This window comes from Nostoc sp. CENA543 (genome assembly GCF_002896875.1).
Taxonomy (GTDB): Bacteria; Cyanobacteriota; Cyanobacteriia; order Cyanobacteriales; family Nostocaceae; genus Trichormus.
The window spans coordinates 5,147,326-5,166,859 of record NZ_CP023278.1; the positions used below are offsets into that span (position 1 = coordinate 5,147,326).

Below are 19,534 nucleotides of genomic sequence, written 5' to 3' on the forward strand. Positions count from 1 at the left end.
ATAGCCAGGTAAAACCCATACTTAGATCGTAAACAGAATAGGGGGAAAGTTTTTTGAATTCCCCCCTGTTGATTTAAACTTGCATTTTTTCGGAACGGTGTTTGCTGATATTTCATTAATCTTGAATTTCTAAATGTCCATCGCTGGGATCATCTAAAAATCCCATACCCGATAAGGGTCGATAGGGATAGCTTTGACGGGGGGTTTTTTGTATGTCTTCTTTGATAGCTTCTAAATCAATATAGCGATCGCTGACATTAATTAAGCTATCACTAGTCATAGAACGCAAACTCACAACCTCCACTCTCACCCCACGATAACTGACGGAATTAACTGCATAAGCTAAATCCCCGTCACCGCTAACTAACACGGCTGTATCGTAGGAATCTACTAAAGCCATCATATCTACGGCGATTTCTACGTCTAGATTAGCTTTTTTTGAGCCATCTGGTAGCTGTACTAAGTCTTTAGCGATGACTCTATAGCCATTGCGCCGCATCCACAACAGAAAACCCTGTTGTTTTTCATTGGTGCGGTCTACACCAGTATAGAAAAAAGCCCGCAATAACCGAGAACCACCTGTTAAGCGACAAAGCAGTTTCGTGTAATCAATTTCAATTCCTAATTGCAAAGCAGCGTAAAATAGGTTTGAGCCATCAATAAAGATAGCCACACGCCCTCGATTTTCTAAAACTTGCTCCGGCGTAAATATCGAGTCATTTTCCAAATTATTCAACATTGTTGTCATACCTCATTTTTATCTTTGATATTTTTGATAGAAGTTTTCAAGGGGAGAATACTAGGGGTTTATGATAACTTTCCAGGGCTAAAAATTAAGTTTAGCCCCGTTAATTTTTGCGAAAAAATAAAAATGGCACTAGCGTGTGATTAATCAAAAATTAAAAAAACTAATCGTTTTTTGGTGGTTCTATGCGTTTAAAAATGGGTTGTGGTTTTCCTAAAGTTTGTTGGTTAGATAGTAGCCCCCATTGGGCATGGGTGGCAAAACTGGGTGTTTGTTCGTTAAAGTTAACTTCCCAGCCTAACTGCTGATAAATCTCACTGCTAATATTGGGAATTACTGGAGATAGCAAATAAGCTGCTAGTCTGACTGATTCTAGAACTGCATAGAGGACAATTTCGACTTCCTGCTGTTTGCCTTGTTTATATAGTGTCCAAGGTGCTTGGTCATCAATGTACTTGTTACTGGCTTGTACCAATGACAGCACAGCCTCACAAGCTTGATTAAAAGCTAGTGATTCGTAGGCTTGTTTGACTTTTTCTCCTAGGTTTGCGCCGATGTTTTGCAATGGATTATCCGCCGCAATAGCTTGGTGATTAACTGAAAGTGCGTTGTCCGCACAGTATTTCTTCACCATGTTTAAGGTGCGATTGAGCAAATTACCTAAATCATTTGCTAAATCTGCATTTAAAACATTAATGAATCTAATTTCATTAAAGTCGCCATCTTTGCCAAATTCGATTTCCTTAAGGAAGTAATAACGAACGGCATCACTACCATAGCGTTGCAATAATGCTACGGGATCTAAAGTGTTACCTAGACTTTTACCCATTTTTTGCCCATCTTTGGTTAAAAACCCATGACCAAAAACTTTTTGTGGTAAAGGTAGATTTGCCGACATCAACATGGCAGGCCAATAAACGGCGTGAAAGCGGAGAATATCTTTGCCAATTAAATGTAGGTTAATCGGCCACCATTTAGCTAGGGCATTTTCTAAGGTGGGTGTGTCATCAGCATCTAACAGTGCTGTGACATAACCGAGTAGGGCATCGAACCATACATACAGGGTATGCTTGGGGTCAGTAGGTACGGGAAAACCCCAACTCACATTGATCCGTGAAATAGAAAAGTCTTGTAAACCTTGGCCTACGAAATTGAAAACTTCATTACGGCGACTTTCTGGTTGAATAAAATCAGGATGAGCTTGATAAAATGCTTCTAATTGGGTTTGATATTTAGATAAGCGGAAAAAATAGTTTTGTTCGTCTCGCCACTCAACTTCTTTGTTGGTATGAATCGGACAACGATTGCCTTCTAATAAATCCCTCTCTTCTTTAAATTCTTCACAAGATACACAATACCAGCCTTTTTGTTGACCTTGATAAATATCACCAGAAGACCACACTCTTTGAAAAAATTCTTGCACAATTGCTTCGTGGCGGGGTGAGGTGGTGCGAATAAAGCGATCATACCTAATGTTGAGCAAGTCCCACAAGGAAGAAAAGCTAGCAGAGATTTGATCGCAAAACTCTTGTGGTGCTTTACCTAGAGTTTCTGCGGAACGCTGAATTTTTTGCCCGTGTTCATCTGTACCTGTAATTAATAACACTTGCCGCCCTAGCAAGCGATAAAACCGCGCTAGGGTATCCGCCGCCATAGTTGTGTAAGCACTACCTACGTGGGGTACATCGTTTACATAATATAACGGGGTTGTTAGTGCAAAGGTTTTTTCTGTTTGAGCCACTATATTCATGCAAAATAAAAATCAAATTATTAAACTGTCTAATGTTTTACTTATCAAGACAAAACCAAGCAATTATATAACATTACTATCCTTTTTTCCAAACTCAATTTAATATTAGCAAATTTCCTACATTTGGCATGATTTTTTAACTGATAGAAATATTGCTTATTTCGATGAGAAAGACGGTAATTGACTAATAACAATCTTGATGAATGAATTTTATTACATCTGTGTTGCTATGTAATTTACACCTGCAAATAGCTGAGTTTTGTTGCTTATTGGGGATAGGACATTTCTACCTTAAGACTGTCATGGTATTAGTGAAGAAATGTAAAAATTAAGTCAAGATAAACTGCGATATTTTCCCGAAAAGACATAAATAATTTATGAGTCTCCAGAGTCCTCTTGACATTTCTCGATCCTTTTTGGCGACTGTTTCCACAAAGATGTTCCGCTATTATGAGGATCGCATCCCCAAAGACGCTAGTTTGTTAATAGTGAGCAATCATCGCAGTTTTATGGATGCCCTCGTATTAATGGCAGCATTAGCTAATCCGATTCGCTTTGCTTGTCATCATTACATGGGGGAAGTACCCATTTTGCGAGAGATTGTTACAGGACAATTAGGTTGTTTTCCTTTAGAAGAAAATCAACAGCGTCAGCAAAGCTTCTTTTCTCAGTCCCAACAGCTATTAAAAAGGAAACAAATGGTAGGAGTATTTCCCGAAGGTGCTAACCCAATGGTGAAATACACTCAACCCAATCATGTAGGTGAATTTAGGCGTGGTTTTGCACACCTAGCTTTACGTGCCGATGTGCCAGATTTAGCTGTTTTACCAATTGCGATCGCCTCTTTAGAAGAAGTCAATACCGCCGCTTTTCCCTTGAGGTTGTTAAGTCTGTTTGACCCTTCTGAACCTCTGTTTCATCAATCAGGTTGGCATCCCCTGGTTATTTATCATCGGGTTGCTGTATTAATCGGTCGTCCTTATTGGATTACCTCTCAACATCAACATCAATATCACGGTAAACAAGCTAAAAATGTTGTAGCTGAACTAACTACATATTGTCACCATGAAATTGCTGACTTACTATTACAAGGCTGTTATTAACATTATCAACATGGGAGTTGTTTTTAATTCACCAGTATAGACAATTCTTCCCCGTTTTACGAAATGGCATTTTCTATCGGCTTATTCAACAAAATGCCTAGATAAATCTCTAGGATAATCATCAGCAATCTAGACAAAATTTGGATAAATTTATCTGTTTTTACACTTGTATAAACAAGTTAATGGCAATGCAATCAAGCAGGGGAAGCAGGGAGAGTAAGAATTTGATGATTATCTTCGTTTTCACTCGTGGAATAATTTAATTGCTGAAATTCCCCTACAAACCTTGAATGATTTATCCTGTTCCACTTAGCAGATTTATCTTGAGTATGGCAGACAAACTAGACAATTATTAATTTATCGTAACATTTCTCAAGCAGTTGTTACACTTATAGTTATGATTTGATGAGAATTTGAGCTTTGATATTTTGGTTATTTATTTACCATGTTGGATATTCATGGAGTAAAGCTGAATCAGACGCATAAAACCCAGAAAGATTAGCCATAATGCTAGAAGTTGAATTAAAACCGTGTTTTCTTACCCCTAGACAAGTAAAACCAGAGTTCCCACTGTTTGTGTATTTGCCGGGAATGGATGGAACTGGAAGACTATTGCGATCGCAAACTGCGGGATTAGAAGTAGGCTTTGATGTCCGGTGTTTGGCAATACCCCGACAAGATTTGACAAGTTGGGACGTGCTGACAAGTAATGTATTGGATTTAATTCACGCAGAATTAGAAAGAAGTTCTCAAAGACCTGTTTATTTGTGCGGTGAATCTTTTGGCGGTTGCTTGGCGATGAAAGTAGCCATTGCAGCTCCACACCTATTTAAACGCATGATTTTAATTAATCCGGCTTCTGCGTTTAAATTACGTCCTTGGTTAGATTGGACATCACAACTAATGTACTTAGTTCCAGGATGTTTTTATGATGTGGGTGCATTAGGTTTACTCCCATTTTTGGCATCTTTACCCCGAATTTCTCGGAGTGTCAGACAAGAACTACTAAAAACTATGCGTTCTGTACCTTCAGAGACAGTAAATTGGCGAGTATCAATGCTGCGGGAATTTAGTATTGATGAAGATAAACTGCGTTCCCTGCAACAAACAGTTTTACTCATAGCAGGTGGTAGCGATCGCCTCCTACCATCAGTCAGTGAAATTCAACGCCTAGCCGAAATTATTCCCCATAATCAGACATTAATCCTACCAGAAAGTGGACACGCCTGCTTATTAGAAGAAAGCGTAAATCTTTATAAAATTCTCCAGTCGTATAACTTTTTAGAGACAAAAATCACCCCAAAAGTAAAAAATCCCCTGTGGAAATAACAAAGGGGTAAAAACTCATGTATCAAACTTTGTGCTGTTTGGAAGATGTCGACACCCACCGGATTTGACTACAAACAAAACAGAGAGTTGGTCATGAGGCAAATACTCAAAAATGTCAGATAATCATCAATCAGTTGATTCATCCCCAAATCAAACAAACTTAAGCAAGAATTTGGCTGAAACTGCCCTAGATACAGGCAAAAAATTTTTAGATAAAGCAGTAGACATAGGCACAGCAACAGCAAAAACTACACAAAATTTACTGGAAAAATCCACTCAAATCACAGGTACAGTCATCAATCATATTGGTGAAAATTGGCTAATTAGAAGAATATCTGGATTTTTGAATCTAAATTGGCTAATTGGTGCAAGTGACAATGTTGATTTTGCCAAAATGTCCGTTGCAGTTAAACAACTCCAACAAAAATATCCCCAAGAATCACCAAGGCAAATTGCCCATCGCATCATGACAGAAAAAGCTGCGAAAGCTGGTGGGATTGGTTTAGCTAGTAGTATTTTGCCAGGATTTGCCGCCGCCTTACTAGCTGTAGATTTAGCAGCAACCATGCAATTACAAACAGAAATGTTGTATCAAATTGCCTTCGCCTATGGACTAGATTTACAAGACCCCAGTCGGAAAGGGGAATTATTGACAATTTTTGGTTTAGGCTTGGGTGGGAATCGTCTCTTGAAAGCCGCCGGATTAGCTTTATTGCGGAATGTTCCCTTTGCTGGAGCCGCGATCGCCGCTAGTACCAATGCCACCATGAGTTATTCTCTAGGGTATGCGGCTTGTCGATTTTACGAAGCCAAACTAGACGAATCCGTATCCTTAGAATCACCGGAAACAATAGCTAACTTAAAAGCAGAAAGCGAAAAATATCTAGAAACTGCGATCGCTCAACAAGCAGTCATGGATAAAATCTTAGTGCGAATGATTTTAGCTAGTCACCCTGAAAAAACTTGGCAAGAAATCCTACCCCAACTGCAAGCTGCTAACCTCAGTCCCACCTCATTATCAGCGATTGCGAAGAATATCACATCACCCCAACCCCTAGATCAATTACTCAACCAACTAGATCGGGATTTTGCCATACCCTTACTAGCGCAATGTCGAAAAATTGCCCAACTAGACAATCAGACTACACCAGCAGAGCAAGAAATTATCACTGCGATCGCCAATAAATTTGATATTGAATAGCACTTAAAAGTCATTCCATTTACTCAGAATCCATACTAAGCGATCATAAATTTCCCAACCCCCAATCCCCAGTCCCCCATCCCTCACTCCGAAAATTTTAAGCAATACTTGTACAAGAAGTAAGTTTACGCAAAATGCAAAAATGGCAATTCAACTAAGTGACAAGCCTTTACTAGAGTGGGCAGGAGATACGCTAGCGATCGCACTATTTGAAGAAGCGGTAGAGTTAACAGGGGAACTCGCAACTTTAGATGGGCAGTTTGCTGGCATTTTAAAAGAAGTCATTGCCGAAGAAGAATTTACAGGGAAAGCCAACAGCACCGTTTTTACCCGCGTCAGTGGTGCTAGTCCAGTTAAAAAAATCATTTTGGTGGGTTTAGGAAAAGCCGATAACCTCAAATTAGAAACCCTGAGACGGACGGCTGCGGCTGTCGGCAAAGTCGCCAAAAAACAAAAAAGTAAAGTTTTAGGCTTGAGTTTTCCCTTGTGGAACAATGATCCAACCGCCACTGTACAAGCACTGGCTGAAGGCGTACAACTAGCCCTATACCAAGATATCCGCTTTAAATCAGACCCAGAAGATAAAGCCTCACAGGTCGAGACTATCGAATTTCTGGGTTTTGCTGGCCAAGAAGCTGCCATTACCAAAGCCAATCAAATTGTTTCCGGCGTGATTTTAGCCAGACAACTAGTAGCCGCACCAGCCAACACCGTAACACCAATTACGATGGCAGAAACAGCCCAACAAATTGCCCAAGACCACGGTTTGCATCTGGAAATTCTAGAACAAGCCGACTGTGAAAAATTGGGGATGGGTGCTTTTTTAGGTGTGGCGCAAGCTTCTGATTTACCACCGAAATTTATTCACCTCACCTACAAACCAGAAGGCACACCTAAACGAAAATTAGGAATCATCGGTAAAGGTTTAACTTTTGATTCCGGTGGATTGAATATCAAAGGAGCAGGTAGCGGCATCGAAACCATGAAAATTGATATGGGTGGTGCAGCCGCAACTTTAGGCGCAGCCAAAGCGATCGCCCAACTCAAACCTGATGCTGAAGTTCACTTTATTTCAGCCGTTACCGAAAACATGATTAGCGGTCACGCTATGCACCCAGGAGACATCCTTACTGCATCTAACGGCAAAACTATCGAAGTTAATAACACCGATGCTGAAGGACGTTTAACTTTAGCAGATGCTTTAGTTTTTGCTGACAAATTAGGCTTAGATGCCATTGTCGATTTAGCCACCCTGACTGGTGCCTGTGTCATTGCCTTGGGTGACGACATTGCCGGGTTGTACTCTCCTGATGATGCTTTAGCCAAACAGCTAGAGCAAGCCTCAGCCACTTCAGGCGAAAAAATTTGGCGAATGCCAATGGAAGACAAATATTTTGAAGGCTTAAAATCCGGTATTGCCGACATGAAAAACACCGGCCCCCGTCCTGGTGGTTCAATTACCGCCGCCTTATTCCTCAAACAGTTCGTCAAAGACACAGCCTGGGCGCACTTAGACATAGCCGGGCCAGTTTGGGCAGACAAAGACAACGGCTACAACAACACCGGCGCAACCGGCTTTGGCGTGAGAATGTTGGTTGATTGGGTACTGGAGACTGGGGAATAGGAATTTTAGATTTTGGATTTTGAATTTTGGATTGGATTCAATCTCAAATCCAAAATTGAAAGGTTGGGTACTGGAGACTGGGAGGCAGAGGGGCTGATGGGAAAAATCTCATCCCTAATCCCCAATCCCTAATCCCCAATCCCCGATCCCCAATCCCCAATAATTCGTGCTATTGTTGGCTTACCGTCATCAGTTGTTGCAAAAGTAACAAGACTAACTTGACGGTAAGAAAGTTAAGGTTTTTCAGCAAAGCCATCTGGTAAAATTTGTAAGGTTTCTAGAAGCTCTAAGCAATGGGATCGACTGGCGTGCGGATAGCAATTGATGCAATGGGAGGGGATCACGCTCCCGGTGAAATCGTTACTGGCGCGGTGCGAGCCAGTGAAGAATTAGGTGTAAAAGTTCTATTAGTGGGTGATCCCCAAAAAATTAAAGCTGCCTTGCCCCCAAAAACCAATTTGGAAGGAGTGGAAATCATTCCGGCTGAGGATGCGATCGCAATGGATGAAGAGCCTTTAAATGCGGTGAGACGCAAACGCAAGGCTTCGATTAATGTGGCGATGGATTTGGTCAAGCAACAACAGGCCGATGCGGTATTCTCAGCAGGTCATTCTGGCGCGGCTATGGCATCAGCCCTACTCCGCTTGGGAAGATTGCCTGGGGTTGACCGTCCAGCTATTGGCACAGTATTTCCGACAATTAAAGCAGGTAAGCCGGTTCTCATCTTGGATGTAGGAGCAAATGTAGATTGTCGTCCTAAATTTTTAGAACAGTTTGCCGTCATTGGTTCGATTTATAGCCAATACGTCCTCGGTACTGACGAACCGAAAGTGGGTTTGCTCAATATTGGTGAAGAAGATACCAAAGGCAATGAGTTAGCTTTGCGGACTCATGAACTGTTGCGGGAAAACCGTTATATCACCTTCATCGGCAATGCGGAAGGCAGAGACGTACTGTCTGGCGAGTTTGACGTAATTGTCTGTGATGGCTTTGTGGGTAACATCTTACTCAAGTTTGCAGAAGCTATAGGTGGAGTTATTTTGCAAATCTTACGGGAAGAATTACCCCAAGGACTGCACGGACAAATCGGCACAGCACTATTAAAGCCAAATCTCAAGCGCATCAAACAGCGTATGGATCACGCCGAACATGGCGGGGCTTTGCTGTTGGGTGTTTCAGGAGTTTGTTTGATTGGTCATGGCAGCTCTCAAGCACCTTCAGTGTTTAACGCCATTCGCATGGCGAAAGAAGCTGTCGATAACAAAGTCATGGAGCAACTGCAATCTCAATATGAGATGCTACAGAGTGAGAGTAGTTAGCAATCAGCCATCAAACTAGCAATAGCTAGTAACAAGTCATTGGTTAGCAGTTAGAGACTAATGACTAGTGACTGATAACTAATGACTAACAGCTGATAGCTTGGGAGATTAGGAGTGCAAAATTTAGGCATAGCAATTACAGGAAGTGGTTCCGCAGTACCGGTCACTTCCCTGCACAATCAAGAACTAACCCAACTGGTAGATACCTCCGATGAATGGATTACTACCAGAACAGGAATTCGTCAGCGCAGGTTAGCCAACTCGACTGAGTCATTGACTACCCTAGCGACGACCGCCAGCCAGCAAGCGATCGCCGCAGCTGGAATTACACCAGCTGATTTAGACTTAATTTTGCTGGCAACTTCCACACCAGATGATTTATTCGGTAGTGCGTGTAGAGTTCAAGCTGAGTTAGGCGCGTCCCAAGCAGTAGCCTTTGACCTCACAGCTGCTTGTTCTGGGTTTGTATTTGGGCTAGTTACAGCAGCTCAGTACATTAAAACAGGCGTATATCGCAATGTACTGCTAATTGGGGCAGACATCCTCTCCCGATGGGTAGATTGGCAAGATAGGCGCACCTGCGTCCTGTTTGGCGATGGGGCTGGTGCAGTTGTATTGCAAGCCAATGATGGCGATCGCCTCTTAGGATTTGCCCTCAAAAGTGATGGCACTCAAAACCACTACCTCAACTTAGCCTATCAAGGCACCTCCCAAGAAATCATCCCCGGTGCCAACATCACTCAAGGCAATTATCAACCCATCACCATGAACGGCAAAGAAGTTTACCGCTTTGCTGCCCAAAAAGTCCCAGAAATCATCGATAAAGCATTATTTGCTGCGAATCTCACCGTTGAGCAAATAGACTGGCTCCTACTACATCAAGCTAATCAACGCATTCTAGATGCAGTAGCACAACGCCTCAATATTCCTAACGACAAAGTCATCAGCAATCTAGCCAACTACGGCAACACCTCCGCCGCCTCCATCCCCATCGCCTTAGATGAAGCCGTGCGGCAAGGCAAAATCAAAACCAACGACATCATCGCTGCATCCGGCTTTGGAGCAGGTTTAACCTGGGGTGCAGCCATCTTCCACTGGGGAAGATAAACGTTTCATTCATAGTCCATCGTCCATCGTCAAAAGTATGGGCTGTGGACTATTGACTATTGACTATTGACTATTGACTATTGACCAATGACTAAAACTGCATGGGTGTTTCCCGGACAAGGTTCTCAAGCACTAGGAATGGGAACTGACTTATTAGATATACCTGCGGCTCAAGAAAAGTTTGCCGCAGCCGAAGCCATATTAGGCTGGTCGGTAACAGACATTTGCCAAAACGAAGAAGAAAAGTTATCAAAGACACTCTACACACAACCTTGTCTTTATGTAGTAGAAAGCATCCTCGCTGAATTGATTCGAGAAAAAGGACACCAGCCAGATTTAGTTGCTGGTCACAGCTTAGGAGAATATGTTGCCCTGTATGTTGCGGGTGTATTTGATTGGTCAACAGGATTAGAGTTAGTCAAGCAACGTGCGGAACTGATGGATAGTGCCGCAGGTGGGATGATGGCAGCTTTGATGAACTTTGACCGTGAACAATTAGACAAAGTTATTGCCGAGACTTCTGATGTGGTCTTAGCTAATGATAATAGTCCAGGCCAGGTAGTGATTTCCGGTACTCCAGAGGCAGTACAGGCAGTCATGTCTCAGGTTAAGGCTAAACGTGCTGTACCTTTAAAAGTTTCAGGTGCATTTCACTCACATTTAATGGCTAGTGTGGCAGATGAATTTCAGAAAATTCTCAACACCGTAGAATTTCAGTCTGCCACAGTACCAGTTTTATCTAACGTCGAGCCGATTCCCGCAGTTGATGCCGCAATTTTGAAGCAACGCCTCAGCCAACAAATGACGGGTTCAGTACGCTGGCGAGAAATTTCATTACAACTACCAGAAAATCAAATTGAAAAAGTAGTAGAAATCGGCCCTGGTAATGTACTAACCGGTTTGATTAAACGCACAACAACTGGTTTAATCTTAGAAAACGTCCGTAATGCTGCGGAATTACCGAATTAGGGAATGGGGAATAGGGAATAGGGAATAGGGAACAGAAAGAGGATTCAGAAAAACTTTTACCCCAATGCCCCATGCCCCATGCCCAATCCCCCATGCCCAATCCCCAATCCCCAATCTTATGTCTCGAACACGCGAACCCTTGATTAGTCTGGCTCTTTACCACGCGTTTAAGTGGTCTGTAGTTAGTCCGATGCTTCATGCTTACTTTCGGGGACGGATTTATGGTGTGGAAAATGTGCCTCAGTCTGGCCCTCTAGTAGTTGTGAGTAATCATGCTAGCTACTTTGATCCGCCCATTGTTTCTAATTGTGTTTGTCGCCCTGTAGCATACATGGCTAAGGAAGAATTATTTGATGTTCCTGTATTGGCGCAGGCAATTAAATTGTATGGTGCTTATCCAGTCAGTCGGGGAAGTGCCGATCGCAATGCTATCCGCGCCGCTTTAGAATATCTTGAGCAAGGTTGGGCTGTGGGTGTGTTCTTAGAAGGAACTCGTACCCCCGATGGCAAGATTCATGATCCTAAGCGTGGTGCTTTACTATTAGCCGCTAAAGCTAAAGCCCCTATATTACCTGTATGTTTATGGGGTTCAGACCAAATTTTACAAAAAGGCTCATCGTTACCGCGTCGAGTTCCCCTCACAGTCAGAATCGGTAATTTAATTGATGCTCCCAGTTCTACTAATAAGGAAGAACTAGAACAGATAACACAAAAATGCGCCGCCGTCATTAACCAAATGCACGATTTAGGACGGTGAAAAATATCTGGGGAATCTCTGCTTTGGGAAAGTAGCGATCGCCAATTTATTTATATAAATTGAAAAACAATATGACAACGACCTATGAACCTCATCGCATTTTGAATTTTAAATTTATATGAATGGCTTAGAAGCCAAAACTTTGTGGAATCGACTGAACAATTCCTTAATAGTCCGTTTTTTGCTCTTAGTTGCTGCTGGCTGGGTTTTAGTCCAGCTTTTGGCATACTTTCAAACAGTCATTGTAATTTTTACATTTGCGGCAATTTTAGCTTTTTTACTCAGCTATCCTGTTAAGTGGTTGCGGCATTTTCTGCCCCACGGCATAGCAGTTGTGATAGTTTTCTTAGTTAGTATTATATGTTTGGCTGGGCTGTTAGTTACTATTGGTTTAACGGTCATTTCTCAAGGACAGCAATTAATAGATAGTATCTCTAATTTTTTAACTTCTTTATTACCTTTATTAGAAAGAATCGAGTCGGTACTGCGTAGTCGTAATTTGCAAATAGACTTAAGCTTAGTACAAGAACAATTACGCAATCAAGCAATATCGAGTTTAGTGACAAGTTTGACGATACTACAACAAGTATTGTCTAATTTTGTGACGTTTATTATCATCGCTGTTGTGGCTTTCTTTATCTTGCTCGATGGGGAAAAGCTATGGTCTTTAATGCTCAAGGTTTTGCCAAATCAACATCGTAGAAGATTTACAAATGTCCTGCGCCGCAATTTTCTAGGCTTTTTTCGAGGTCAATTGCTCTTGATGTTATTTCTCTCAACATCAAGTTTTATTGTCTTTCTCTTACTGAATGCCCCATTTGCTTTATTGCTAGCTTTGATAGTCGGAATATTAGATATTATTCCCGGTATAGGGGCAACTTTAGGTGTAAGTATAGTCACTTTAATTTTGTTATCTCAAAGTGTTTGGTTAGCGATAAAGGTATTAATCGCTTGTATAATTTTGCAACAAATACAAGATAACTTATTTGCCCCTAGAATTATGCAAGGCACATTAAATCTCAATCCAGTGGTTGTGTTTTTTGCTTTATTAGTAGGTGCAAGAGTCGCGGGATTATTGGGAATTTTTCTGTCAATTCCCATCACAGGTGTAATTGTATCTCTGTTTGAAATTGATGCCATGAAATCAGAGATTTAAGGAAGTTTATTCAAGATATTTGGGAATTTTTAAGTTTGTGATGCTCGATTAATCGGTAAAATCAATCTATACAAGCAGAAATGGGAAACTATGTCAGATTTAAGAAAGGAATTATCAGAAACTTTAGATGAAGCTGAGTGGGAATGGTTGATTCCTCATGTGCAGAGAGATGCTGTGATTGTGGTGTCACTAGATTTAGATTTACTAGATGTTGGTGAGGCGATCGCTACTGATAATACATCATCGGTGCAGCAATGGATTGAGAATCAATTGATTACGAAACCTTCTAACACTCAAATGGGAGAATGGAATAGCGATCGCACCAAGCGATTTAACACTCTAATTCTTCAACCTTATGTTTTAGTGCAAGAGATTGCAGCTTAAATTATTCTTCATAAGATTTTGCTCCATCCCTATTCTCTACTATCCTGAAATTTCACACTGGTGAACAGGGATGGCAATTATAAATTCGCTACCTTCCCCCAATCTGGATTCAAACCACATCTTACCATGATGTTTTTCGGTGATGATTTTGTAGCTAATTGATAAACCCAAGCCTGTACCTTTACCTGTAGGTTTGGTAGTGAAAAAAGGCTCAAAAATTCGCGATCGCATTTTTTCAGGTATACCTGTACCGTTGTCTGCGATCAAAATTTGTACCTGATTGTCAGCAATTAATTGAGTTGAAATCCACAATTTAGCTGTTGTCTGTTGTTGCGCTGATTCTTCTACCGCATCAATTGCATTCAATAGTACGTTCATAAATACTTGATTGAGTTGTGCAGGATAGCACTCAACCAAAGGTAATTGTCCGTAATTTTTAATGACTTCAATAGCAAAAGATTCTGATGTGTCCTTGAGACGATGTTGCAAAATCAGCAGTGTATTATCAAGACCTTCATGGAGGTCGACTGCTTTACATTCAGCTTCATCTAGTCGAGAGAAGTTACGGAGAGATAAAACAATTTGTCGAATTCTCTGTGTACCTACTCGCATCGATTGTAACAGTTTGCTCAGGTCTTCATACAGAAAATCAAGTTCTATATCATCTAGGATTTTTTGTAGTGTTTGGGGTGGATTGGGGTATTGATATTGGTACGCTTGTAGCAATTTCAGCAGGTCTTGAGTATATTTATCAATATGAATAATGTTGCCATAAATAAAATTTACTGGGTTGTTAATTTCGTGAGCGACCCCAGCCACAAGTTGACCCAAACTGGACATCTTTTCAGTTTGCACTAGTTGCAATTGGGTGTTGTGCAGATCACTTAAGGCTTGTTGAAGTTCTTCAGAACGCTGTTCTTTTTCCGCCAGTAGGGTTTTTACACGTTCAATCAGATGGTTGAATGCGATCGCTAATAAGCCAGTTTCATCTTTAGTGATGATCGGGACTTTGAGGTCAAAGTTAGACTTCTGGGTGACTGTTTGGGCAACATCTGTCATAGATTGTAAGGGTTTAGCAATGCTACTGGAAATTTGCCACCCTAGAGTTAGAGCCAGAATCACACAGCTTAAGCTAGTGATAGCGATAATAATGATTGTCGGTTGAACTTGGGCGATCGCTTCTTCATACAGCGATGACCATTCTAAAATGACAGCACCATCAATCTGATTTTGATCCCTTTTGAGAGGAACAACAATTAATTCAATCCCTTGGGGATAATCGTCGCTATTTTCTAGAAGAGTTCTTGTCTGACCATCTTGTATAGTTTTCTGAACTTCCTTACCTTGTTTACCCTCAAGGATAGTTCCAATATCGTCGGGAACCACATCTGCTACAATTCGCGTTTCCCGATTGACAACTTCAATGTCTCTTCGTTGCAAATGATGCAACTGTAACACGTAGGTTTGTAGTTCGTTAGAAAAAATCGATTCTCCATGAGTAGCAGAATGGTGAACAATAGAAGTAGCAAGTACTTGAGCAACTTCTTCAGCTTCTTTGATTGCTAGAGTCTCCGCAATTTTTTTACTTTGGGCGATCGCAACCACACCTACAACACTTGTTAATAAGGAAATACTAACAAAGCTTAAAAGCAGTTTATGAGAAATTTTCATACCGATAGTCAGCCATAACTCAGTCAACATTAATCTAGTCTTCCCTCCGTCCTGGGGAAAACTGAAGCTGAACTAAGTTGAGGCGTAGACTAGGAGTAAATCTTCAAACAAACTTAACCGTAAATATAAGGGGAAAAGTCTATCTGAATATTTTACAAGCTACTGACTTCAACGCTGATGTTTAACCTCCTCTGCACCTGTGTAACCTGTCGCTACCCAAAATAAGGCTCTCGCTCCATCACGGATGGATTTTTCAATGGGTTCAGGAGGAGTTTGAGACGGTACTGGTACTGGTTTAAAACGAATTCCACGACTACCTAAAATGATCTCACCAATCACGCAAGCACGGCGCATATGAAAATCTGAGGTAATTAAATAAACATTCTTAATTTTACGTGCTTGTAAATCATCTACTAATGTAGTAAAGTTTGTGACTGTATCCACCGCTTCATAGTCTAAATGTAATCTTTTAGGACTGATACCAGCCTTCGTAAATACGCTTTTAGTGTATGTAGGGGGACTACCGCCAGAAATCATGATTGGTAAATTGGGATACTGACGAGCAAACTGAGCAGTAAATTTTTCTCTTTCTAAGTTTTTGGTTGAGCCACCTAAAACAATAACGGCTTCTGGCGGTTCATGATTATTTTGTGCTTCCTTATATCCCCACCACATCAATAGCGGTAGAATCAGAACTGCAAATTGAAATGACTTACCTCTAAACAATAGATTATTCTTCAAGGCTCTCTAACTTTGTCTTTTTCGGGAATAATTTTTGCAATCAGGCAGAAAAATCACAAGGACAAATTGGCAAATGCACTTAAATAGCATACTCGCAAACTTTGTTAATCTGCAATTACACAGATATTAGCTACAGTTTACTCAATACTTAGCAGGCAATCCCGTAATGGAAATTGCCATTGCTCACTTTTATGATGATGAGTAGTTGGCGACGGGACTGGCCAGGCTCGAACCGGCGACCTAGCGCTTAGGAGGCGCTCGCTCTATCCAACTGAGCTACAGCCCCAACTACGAAGCATATATAATCATAGCAGTAGTTTTAGGTGGACTGCCAAAAATTGTGCCAGGAACCGCCGCCAATTTCTAACCCACAAAGATAACTGTGTGCATTAAGAATGACTAGGGGGTTTTTACCCCTAATTTCTCGCAACTCTAAATTCAGTTTTCCTTGCATCGTATCTCGACAGCAAAATTGTAAACCGTTCGCCGTCGGCGCACGCAAAGGCGCACCAGGTAGATGCGTAGTTCCGGTTAATTCAACCTCATAATCTAGGTTTTTTGCCTTCATTTGCCATCTACCCCAAGGTTGAATACACCATTCAACTTTGGCATTCCAGGGAACAAATTCATAAAATTTGCCCTGATAATGTATGCCAATCATCGCTACAGATTCCATCCACCACAAGACACCGCGCCTACCACCCCCAGCAGTTAGGGCTAAATCAGGTTCGCCATCAAAGCTATTACAATTGAGCCAAAACCATTTTTCAGGAAACGCACCACCCCAATTTTTTTCGCCATAGGCTGGCGCGTTTTGGAACTGATAAACTTTGCCATTCCAATCAATCCAACCAGTGGCTAGACCATGAGCCATTAAAATTTGCCATCCTGGCTCAAAAATCTGTAAAAATGACAGCCAGCCAGCAGTTGATTGCTGAATACTATTTTGATTACCCCAGCCATATACAGGCTGAATTTCATATTCCCAACGACAATAAAAACCAGTAACAGGGTCTTGAATAAAACCCTGGTTTAAATTAGCAGTAGCTTGATAACCTTCTTGGATAGATTGGGTAAACTCCTTAGGTGAGAGATAGCGGGGTTGAGTATGCAAATGAGTTTTACCCCAATGTCCCAAAGCTAAAACATCCCGACTAGCCCAAAATTGAGTCACATCAGGAAAAATTCGATATACATATTCGTCGTTTGCCCCTAAAACCTGCGCCGCACCGCCACTGTGGGGTTGACCGCCAATGGGGTCTTCTATGGAATACATGAAAGCAAAAGTCTCACCACAATCTGGTAGGGTAACGCGAAAATACCAGCCTTCAAAGAAGCGGCGACTACTTCCGTCCCAATGGTATCCACTGTGAGGCGTTTGAGTAGATTGCAGAAGATTTATGGGAATAGTTAACATAGAATTATGATTTCTACTTTTTAGTATGCGTCAGCGTCTTGATCTCGATATTAATCATGCTTATGAAATTTTAGGATTAAAACCTGGAGCATCGCAGGTAGAAATCAAAAGAGCTTATCGTCAACTAGTCAAAACTCACCATCCCGATCGCTTTGTTAATCTCCAGCAAAAAGAACAAGCGGAAATCAACATCAAACAAATCAATGCAGCTTACAATCTGCTCAAGTCAGAAAATCCTACCGTCAATAATTCTACCACTGCCACTACACCCAAAAAATCCCCCAAGACATCCGTCAATCGCTTTGACGCGGAGAGTTTCTATAATTATGGTGTAGAGAGCGTAGGTAAAGGCGAGTATGAAGAAGCGATCGCCTATTTTACCCAAGCCATTCGCCTCAACCCCCGCTATGTTGAAGCTTACAAATATCGCGGTTTAGTTTGCTCTCAATTAGGTTATGAACATCGCGCCGCATCTGATTTAAATAAAGCCGCACAGCTAGAAGGAAAAATCCCTCAAGCCTCTGCTTATTCACGAGTGAAGTATAAATCTCAGCGAAAATCTTGGGTTTCTAGATGGTGTCGAAAAATCAAGAACTTTTTCAGATGGCATTAGTATCTGCCGATGGGTATTCTGCTTCATCTTCCACTAGTAAAATTCGCATTGCTCCAGGAAATCAATCACGGAGCGCAACTTTACTCACCACGATACTGCTTGATCGCCTCACGCATTAACTGGATATCGTCAGGAGGGATTGAACCTGCAAAACGTAGCAATTGCTGCCCTGGAGTTCCTCGAATTTCAGCTTTTACTAACGCTTGAGTAAATTCAAGTACTCGTTGTTGCAAGTGCTGCGGCATGATTTCTAGCCGTTTGATCACTTCATTGATAATGGAAACACTCATTCTCTCCTCCTTTTCTTAAGGTCGTAGATAATCGCTGCGCCAACTCCATTTACTTTATCAGGACTTATGCAAAAACTCTCTCAAACCCTTATTCGCCACTAAAATATCTCTTCAGTCCACTCCAACAGGATTATGATGCGACCGGCAGAGCATACAAATATTCTTAGGTACCGCCTTGCAACCAACCTTTAATAATTGCTTTTCCAACTTTAAGATACTTATTCTCAAGGAAGAACTCTTCAATTGCTGTTTCTCCTCCCTCTTTCAAGGCAGCAATTGTTCGCTGTTTAAGGTCTGGCTTGGTAGCCACATTAACATAAACTATTTGCTCAGGTTCGGTTGCCGCAGGATTCGTTTCTTCAAGCTGCTTTAGTAGGCGCTGAATTTCACAAGCAGCTTCAGCAAGAGTTTGCTTTTTCTCGAAAATATATTGGTTCGCTTGCTGTCGCGCATTATCTTTTACTTCATTTGCAAAAGTGCCAATTGTTGTATATGTTCCTTGAAATTGATTGTTTACAGTATCCATATCGACAATTCTCCCAAAAGCTAATTGAGCAATTTCAAACACTTTGTCAAGATAAGAAACTATTAAGGGTAAGGCAAAAAGATTTGAAGCCATGAGATTATCTGAAACGTTTAAGCCTGGGTTATTAATTTGACGTTCTATGAAGAATTGATTTGTGGGTGTTTTAATTTTGTATGTTTCTTGAACAACATGTTGATTCCAAACACTTAAGGCTCTCTGATGCTCAATCTGTTCCAAGATTGCATTAAACTGTCTCTGAATATCGTCATCAAGCAAAGGTTTCTTTTCCATAAACGAGAAGAAAGAAAAGTTTTCTAACCTCCCGTCATTCTGTAAATAAGAGATAACAAAAATAAGTAGTGCTGTCATTCCTCCTGCGGCGGCAAAAGCACAAAATATCTGAATGACTTCTTCTTCTGAAGAAATACCAAGAACTTTGTAAAGCTCTCTCATTTCCTCAGAGATGCCTAGCTCCTTATTTAAATTTCTAAGGTCTTGTCCAGCAGGCTTAATGAGGGTCTCATTTACTGACTCCAAGAAGATATCAATTTGATTAAGAGTAGGTCGAGCAATCTCGTCAATTTCATCAACCATTTGACGCACGAATACTCCCAGGTCTCTAGACCATTTAGATGCAAGATCCCCAAAATCTTCATTTATAGGTCGAATAGCATCCTCATGAAATTCAGTCGCAAGCTTATCTAATTTGTTGAGAACAAGCTCACCATTTCGAGTAAAACTTTGGCTAGCGTCGTCTAGAAATTCCTCAAAGTTCATATGCTTTTAACCTACGGAGAAAAGTAATGCATACAGTCATAGCTTATCTTAAATG

Annotated in this window: 18 protein-coding genes and 1 tRNA gene; 11 read left to right on the top strand and 8 right to left on the bottom strand. The window is 41.2% G+C overall.

Going from position 1 to position 19,534, the window contains the following annotated elements:
* Window positions 1–115 precede the first annotated feature (115 nt).
* On the bottom strand, window positions 116–739 hold the full coding sequence (locus CLI64_RS21470; RefSeq protein WP_103139118.1) for an NYN domain-containing protein: 624 nt from the start codon (window positions 737–739) through the stop codon (window positions 116–118).
* A gap of 169 nt (window positions 740–908) precedes the next feature.
* Window positions 909–2,495, bottom strand: coding sequence for a methionine--tRNA ligase (metG, locus tag CLI64_RS21475; RefSeq protein ID WP_103139119.1), 1,587 nt, complete (start codon window positions 2,493–2,495; stop codon window positions 909–911).
* 377 nt (window positions 2,496–2,872) lie between these two features.
* Here metG and CLI64_RS21480 point away from each other — a divergent pair, with 377 nt between their 5' ends.
* The 10 genes from CLI64_RS21480 to CLI64_RS21530 all read left to right on the top strand — a co-directional run bounded on the left by CLI64_RS21480 (window position 2,873) and on the right by CLI64_RS21530 (window position 13,444).
* A complete protein-coding gene (locus CLI64_RS21480) occupies window positions 2,873–3,598 on the top strand; it encodes a 1-acyl-sn-glycerol-3-phosphate acyltransferase (protein WP_103139120.1) in 726 nt (241 codons plus the stop codon).
* 507 nt (window positions 3,599–4,105) lie between these two features.
* Entirely contained in the window at window positions 4,106–4,927 is an 822-nt protein-coding gene (locus CLI64_RS21485) for an alpha/beta fold hydrolase (protein WP_103139121.1), read from the top strand.
* A gap of 112 nt (window positions 4,928–5,039) precedes the next feature.
* Window positions 5,040–6,128 (top strand): hypothetical protein, encoded by a 1,089-nt coding sequence (locus CLI64_RS21490; RefSeq protein ID WP_103139122.1) that lies wholly within the window; start codon window positions 5,040–5,042, stop codon window positions 6,126–6,128.
* 142 nt (window positions 6,129–6,270) lie between these two features.
* Window positions 6,271–7,752, top strand: coding sequence for a leucyl aminopeptidase (locus tag CLI64_RS21495; protein ID WP_103139123.1), 1,482 nt, complete (start codon window positions 6,271–6,273; stop codon window positions 7,750–7,752).
* A gap of 293 nt (window positions 7,753–8,045) precedes the next feature.
* Window positions 8,046–9,071: a phosphate acyltransferase PlsX gene (plsX, locus tag CLI64_RS21500; protein ID WP_103139124.1), complete on the top strand. Its 1,026-nt coding sequence runs from the start codon at window positions 8,046–8,048 to the stop codon at window positions 9,069–9,071.
* A gap of 114 nt (window positions 9,072–9,185) precedes the next feature.
* On the top strand, window positions 9,186–10,178 hold the full coding sequence (locus tag CLI64_RS21505; protein WP_103139125.1) for a beta-ketoacyl-ACP synthase III: 993 nt from the start codon (window positions 9,186–9,188) through the stop codon (window positions 10,176–10,178).
* Between the two features lie 87 nt (window positions 10,179–10,265).
* The gene (fabD, locus tag CLI64_RS21510; RefSeq protein ID WP_103139126.1) at window positions 10,266–11,147 is read left to right on the top strand and encodes an ACP S-malonyltransferase; all 882 of its coding nucleotides are present in this window, start codon (window positions 10,266–10,268) and stop codon (window positions 11,145–11,147) included.
* A gap of 118 nt (window positions 11,148–11,265) precedes the next feature.
* Window positions 11,266–11,904: a 1-acyl-sn-glycerol-3-phosphate acyltransferase gene (locus CLI64_RS21520; protein ID WP_103139128.1), complete on the top strand. Its 639-nt coding sequence runs from the start codon at window positions 11,266–11,268 to the stop codon at window positions 11,902–11,904.
* 118 nt (window positions 11,905–12,022) lie between these two features.
* A complete protein-coding gene (locus CLI64_RS21525; protein ID WP_103139129.1) occupies window positions 12,023–13,060 on the top strand; it encodes an AI-2E family transporter in 1,038 nt (345 codons plus the stop codon).
* A gap of 90 nt (window positions 13,061–13,150) precedes the next feature.
* On the top strand, window positions 13,151–13,444 hold the full coding sequence (locus CLI64_RS21530; RefSeq protein ID WP_103139130.1) for a DUF2288 domain-containing protein: 294 nt from the start codon (window positions 13,151–13,153) through the stop codon (window positions 13,442–13,444).
* A 39-nt stretch (window positions 13,445–13,483) separates the two neighbouring features.
* On the opposite strand, the gene CLI64_RS21535 is transcribed toward CLI64_RS21530, so the two are convergent.
* The 4 genes from CLI64_RS21535 to CLI64_RS21550 form a co-directional block, all read right to left on the bottom strand.
* The gene (locus tag CLI64_RS21535) at window positions 13,484–15,145 is read right to left on the bottom strand and encodes an ATP-binding protein (RefSeq protein ID WP_103139131.1); all 1,662 of its coding nucleotides are present in this window, start codon (window positions 15,143–15,145) and stop codon (window positions 13,484–13,486) included.
* A gap of 138 nt (window positions 15,146–15,283) precedes the next feature.
* The gene (locus tag CLI64_RS21540) at window positions 15,284–15,790 is read right to left on the bottom strand and encodes a YdcF family protein (RefSeq protein ID WP_103139132.1); all 507 of its coding nucleotides are present in this window, start codon (window positions 15,788–15,790) and stop codon (window positions 15,284–15,286) included.
* Window positions 15,791–16,068: 278 nt separating this feature from the next.
* A tRNA-Arg gene (locus CLI64_RS21545) sits at window positions 16,069–16,142 on the bottom strand.
* A gap of 33 nt (window positions 16,143–16,175) precedes the next feature.
* The gene (locus CLI64_RS21550) at window positions 16,176–17,273 is read right to left on the bottom strand and encodes a tocopherol cyclase family protein (protein ID WP_103139133.1); all 1,098 of its coding nucleotides are present in this window, start codon (window positions 17,271–17,273) and stop codon (window positions 16,176–16,178) included.
* 25 nt (window positions 17,274–17,298) lie between these two features.
* On the opposite strand from CLI64_RS21550, the gene CLI64_RS21555 reads away from it, so the two are divergent.
* Entirely contained in the window at window positions 17,299–17,886 is a 588-nt protein-coding gene (locus CLI64_RS21555; protein WP_103139134.1) for a J domain-containing protein, read from the top strand.
* An 80-nt stretch (window positions 17,887–17,966) separates the two neighbouring features.
* On the opposite strand, the gene CLI64_RS21560 is transcribed toward CLI64_RS21555, so the two are convergent.
* Together CLI64_RS21560 and CLI64_RS31670 are read right to left on the bottom strand one after the other, a co-directional pair.
* Window positions 17,967–18,176 carry a hypothetical protein gene (locus CLI64_RS21560; RefSeq protein ID WP_103139135.1) on the bottom strand — a complete coding sequence of 70 codons (210 nt, stop codon included), beginning with the start codon at window positions 18,174–18,176 and terminating at the stop codon, window positions 17,967–17,969.
* A 163-nt stretch (window positions 18,177–18,339) separates the two neighbouring features.
* On the bottom strand, window positions 18,340–19,479 hold the full coding sequence (locus CLI64_RS31670; protein ID WP_225977408.1) for a hypothetical protein: 1,140 nt from the start codon (window positions 19,477–19,479) through the stop codon (window positions 18,340–18,342).
* Window positions 19,480–19,534 lie beyond the last annotated feature (55 nt).

What these genes read in the sequence shown, in the direction of transcription:
- CLI64_RS21470 (WP_103139118.1), bottom strand. Translation starts at nt 739, where the DNA reads ATGTTGAATAATTTGGAAAATGACTCGATATTTACGCCGGAGCAAGTT.
- CLI64_RS21560 (WP_103139135.1), bottom strand. Translation starts at nt 18,176, where the DNA reads ATGAGTGTTTCCATTATCAATGAAGTGATCAAACGGCTAGAAATCATG.
- CLI64_RS21535 (WP_103139131.1), bottom strand. Translation starts at nt 15,145, where the DNA reads ATGTTGACTGAGTTATGGCTGACTATCGGTATGAAAATTTCTCATAAA.
- CLI64_RS21550 (WP_103139133.1), bottom strand. Translation starts at nt 17,273, where the DNA reads ATGTTAACTATTCCCATAAATCTTCTGCAATCTACTCAAACGCCTCAC.
- fabD (WP_103139126.1), top strand. Translation starts at nt 10,266, where the DNA reads ATGACTAAAACTGCATGGGTGTTTCCCGGACAAGGTTCTCAAGCACTA.
- CLI64_RS31670 (WP_225977408.1), bottom strand. Translation starts at nt 19,479, where the DNA reads ATGAACTTTGAGGAATTTCTAGACGACGCTAGCCAAAGTTTTACTCGA.
- metG (WP_103139119.1), bottom strand. Translation starts at nt 2,495, where the DNA reads ATGAATATAGTGGCTCAAACAGAAAAAACCTTTGCACTAACAACCCCG.
- CLI64_RS21525 (WP_103139129.1), top strand. Translation starts at nt 12,023, where the DNA reads ATGAATGGCTTAGAAGCCAAAACTTTGTGGAATCGACTGAACAATTCC.
- CLI64_RS21530 (WP_103139130.1), top strand. Translation starts at nt 13,151, where the DNA reads ATGTCAGATTTAAGAAAGGAATTATCAGAAACTTTAGATGAAGCTGAG.
- CLI64_RS21485 (WP_103139121.1), top strand. Translation starts at nt 4,106, where the DNA reads ATGCTAGAAGTTGAATTAAAACCGTGTTTTCTTACCCCTAGACAAGTA.
- CLI64_RS21555 (WP_103139134.1), top strand. Translation starts at nt 17,299, where the DNA reads ATGCGTCAGCGTCTTGATCTCGATATTAATCATGCTTATGAAATTTTA.
- CLI64_RS21495 (WP_103139123.1), top strand. Translation starts at nt 6,271, where the DNA reads ATGGCAATTCAACTAAGTGACAAGCCTTTACTAGAGTGGGCAGGAGAT.
- CLI64_RS21490 (WP_103139122.1), top strand. Translation starts at nt 5,040, where the DNA reads ATGTCAGATAATCATCAATCAGTTGATTCATCCCCAAATCAAACAAAC.
- plsX (WP_103139124.1), top strand. Translation starts at nt 8,046, where the DNA reads ATGGGATCGACTGGCGTGCGGATAGCAATTGATGCAATGGGAGGGGAT.
- CLI64_RS21480 (WP_103139120.1), top strand. Translation starts at nt 2,873, where the DNA reads ATGAGTCTCCAGAGTCCTCTTGACATTTCTCGATCCTTTTTGGCGACT.
- CLI64_RS21540 (WP_103139132.1), bottom strand. Translation starts at nt 15,790, where the DNA reads ATGTGGTGGGGATATAAGGAAGCACAAAATAATCATGAACCGCCAGAA.
- CLI64_RS21520 (WP_103139128.1), top strand. Translation starts at nt 11,266, where the DNA reads ATGTCTCGAACACGCGAACCCTTGATTAGTCTGGCTCTTTACCACGCG.